A 3,210-nucleotide genomic window follows, 5' to 3' on the forward strand; every position below is an offset into this window, starting at 1 on the left:
GGCCTGGCCCGCCTCAACGCCCTCCCCGAGCCGGCCGCCCGCGCCGCCCTCCACGAGGTGTGCGCGGCGACGGCCTGGACCGACCGGGTCCTCGCGGCCCGCCCGTACGCCACCCCCGAAGCCCTGTACGCCGCCGGCGAGGCCGCCGTACACGATCTGGACGACACCGGACTGGACGAGGCGCTCGCGGGGCACCCGGCGATAGGGCGCCCCCGCTCCGGGGACCCGGCGTCGGCGCGCGAGCAGCGCGGGATGACGGACGCCGACGCCGCGGTGAAGGCCGAGATGCTCGAACTGAACCTCGCCTACCAGGAACGTTTCGGCCACGTCTTCCTGATCTGCGCGACCGGCCTGACCGGGGCGCAGCTGCGCGACGCCGCCCGGGAACGGATCGGGAACACGCCGGAGCGCGAACGCGAGATCGTCCGGGGAGAACTCGGCAAGATCAACCGCATCAGGCTCGTACGACTCGTCGAAGGTGATCCCGCATGACCAGCACCGTGTCCACGCACATCCTGGACACCTCGGCCGGCCGCCCGGCCACCGGCGTCACCGTGCGCCTGGCCGCGCGCGCCGACGGCGACTGGTCGCCGGCCGGCGAGTCGGTGACCGACGCGGACGGCCGCTGCAAGGACTTCCCGCCACTGCCCGAGGGCACCGCGCACGCCCGCCTCGTCTTCGAGGTCGACGCCGCGTTCTTCCCCGAGGTCACGGTCGCCTTCGCGGTCGGACCCGGCGAGCACTACCACGTACCGCTGCTGCTGAACCCGTTCGGCTACTCCGTCTACCGAGGGAGCTAGGACCCATGACCCGCGCACTGCTCGGCCAGAACCAGTACGGCAAGGCCGAGACCCGAGTCGTCCGCGTCGTCCGCGACGGCGCCACGCACCACATCAAGGACCTCAACGTCTCCGTCTCCCTCAGCGGCGACATGACCGAGGTCCACTACTCCGGCTCCAACGCGAGCGTCCTGCCGACCGACACCACGAAGAACACGGTGTACGCGTTCGCCAAGGAGTACGGCATCGACTCCGCCGAGCAGTTCGGCATCGACCTCGCGCGGCACTTCGTCACCTCGCAGGAGACGATCCACCAAGCCCGGGTCCGGATAGAGGAGTTCGCCTGGGAGCGGATCGCGAACGCGGGGGAGGGGGAGCACTCCTTCGTCCGCAAGGGGCAGGAAACCCGCCTGGCCCAGATCACTTTTGACGGTACGTCATGGGAGATCGTGTCCGGCCTGAAGGACCTCACCGTTCTCAACTCGACCAACTCCGAGTTCTGGGGCTACGTCAAGGACGAGTACACGACCCTCCCCGAGGCGTACGACCGCATCCTCGCGACCGACGTCGCCGCCCGCTGGCGCTTCAACTGGTCCGGCGCGGAAGAGGAGTTGCCCAACTGGCAGGAGTCGTACGAGGAGACGAAGCGGCACATCCTCGAAGCGTTCGCCGAGACGTACTCGCTCTCCCTCCAGCAGACCCTGTACGCGATGGGCGCGCGCGTCGTCGAACACCGGCCGGAGATCGACGAGATCCGCTTCTCGCTGCCCAACAAGCACCATTTCCTCGTGGACTTGAAGCCGTTCGGGCTGAAGAACGACAACGAGGTGTACTTCGCCGCCGACCGCCCCTACGGCCTGATCGAGGCGACGATCCTGCGGGACGGCGCCGAGGCGCGGATTCCGGTGGACCTCACCAATCTCTGACCCTTTGGAGGACTCTGTGATGCCCCAGCGCATCGTCATCGAGAACGCGGCGATCGCGACCGTGGACGCCGACGACAACGAGTACGCAAACGGTTACCTCGTCGTTTCCGGCAACCGTATCGAGTCGCTCGGCGCGGGCCGGGCTCCCGAGGGCCTCACGGACGTCGTCCGCCGTATCGACGCGACCGGCCACCTCGTCACCCCCGGCCTGGTCAACACCCACCACCACTTCTACCAGTGGATCACCCGGGGCCTGGCCACCGACCACAACCTCTTCGACTGGCTCGTCGCCCTCTACCCGACCTGGGCGCGCATCGACGAGCCGATGGTCCGCGCGGCGGCCGAGGGCTCCCTCGCGATGATGGCGCGCGGCGGCGTCACCACCGCGATGGACCACCACTACGTCTTCCCGCGCGGCACCGGCGACCTCTCCGCCGCGATCATCGGCGCCGCGAGCGACATGGGCGTCCGCTTCACGCTCGCGCGCGGTTCGATGGACCGGGGCGAGTCCGACGGCGGCCTGCCGCCCGACTTCGCGGTGGAAACCCTGGACGGCGCACTCGCGGCGACCGAGGAGACGGTACGCCGCCACCACGACGCCTCCTCCGACGCGATGACCCAAGTCGCCGTCGCCCCCTGCTCCCCCTTCTCCGTCTCCACCGAACTCCTGCGCCAAGGCGCCGAGTTGGCCCGCCGCCTCGGTGTCCGCCTGCACACGCACGGCTCGGAGACGGTCGAGGAGGAGAAGTTCTGCCACGAGCTCTTCGGCATGGGGCCCACGGACTACTTCGAGTCCACGGGCTGGCTCGGCGAGGACGTGTGGATGGCGCACTGCGTCCACATGAACGACTCGGACATCGCGGCGTTCGCACGCACGCGCACGGGCGTCGCCCACTGCCCCTCCTCCAACGCCCGCCTGGCCGCCGGGATCGCCCGGGTGCCGGACATGCTGGCGGCGGGGGTGCCGGTCGGTCTGGGCGTCGACGGCACGGCTTCCAACGAATCCGGGGAACTGCACACGGAGTTGCGCAACGCCCTGCTGATCAACCGGCTGGGGGCGCATCGGGAGGCCGCGCTGAACGCCCGCCAGGCGCTGCGGCTCGGCACGTACGGGGGTGCCCAAGTCCTGGGCCGCGCACGGGAGATCGGCTCCCTGGAGCCCGGCAAGCTGGCGGACCTCGTGCTGTGGCGTCTCGACACGCTGGCCCACGCGTCGATCGCCGATCCGGTGACCGCGCTGGTCTTCGGGGCGGCGGCTCCGGTGACGGCGTCGTTCGTGAACGGGCGTCAGATCGTGGAGGGGGGACGGTTGTTGACGGTGGACGAGGACGCGATCGCGCGGGCCACGCGGAAGGAGGCGCGGAGGTTGGCGGGGATCGCGGCGGGCCGGTAGGGGGCGGGCAGGTAGGTGCGGGCCGATAGAGACGGGCGCGGCCCTGCACCCCTCAGCCTCCGCCCTCAGCCGTCCCTTCCCTCGCTCCGGGTCCGGCTCCGCCCTCCCCCTC

The 3,210-nt window shown here is 70.6% G+C and carries 4 protein-coding genes; all 4 read left to right on the forward strand.

The annotated features are described in order from the left end of the window. On the forward strand, positions 1-492 hold a 492-nt coding region (gene uraD, locus AOK24_RS03510; RefSeq protein WP_055718572.1), incomplete at its 5' end, for a 2-oxo-4-hydroxy-4-carboxy-5-ureidoimidazoline decarboxylase. Next, positions 489-800, forward strand: coding sequence for a hydroxyisourate hydrolase (gene uraH, locus AOK24_RS03515; RefSeq protein WP_055718573.1), 312 nt, complete (start codon positions 489-491; stop codon positions 798-800). The genes uraD and uraH, both read left to right, overlap by 4 nt. A gap of 5 nt (positions 801-805) precedes the next feature. Next, positions 806-1,705, forward strand: coding sequence for a factor-independent urate hydroxylase (gene pucL, locus AOK24_RS03520; protein ID WP_055718574.1), 900 nt, complete (start codon positions 806-808; stop codon positions 1,703-1,705). 19 nt (positions 1,706-1,724) lie between these two features. After that, the gene (locus tag AOK24_RS03525; protein WP_055718575.1) at positions 1,725-3,098 is read left to right on the forward strand and encodes an 8-oxoguanine deaminase; all 1,374 of its coding nucleotides are present in this window, start codon (positions 1,725-1,727) and stop codon (positions 3,096-3,098) included. Positions 3,099-3,210 lie beyond the last annotated feature (112 nt).

Origin of the sequence: Streptomyces niveiscabiei (assembly GCF_001419795.1) — a bacterium.
GTDB classification, from domain to species: Bacteria; Actinomycetota; Actinomycetes; order Streptomycetales; family Streptomycetaceae; genus Streptomyces; species Streptomyces niveiscabiei.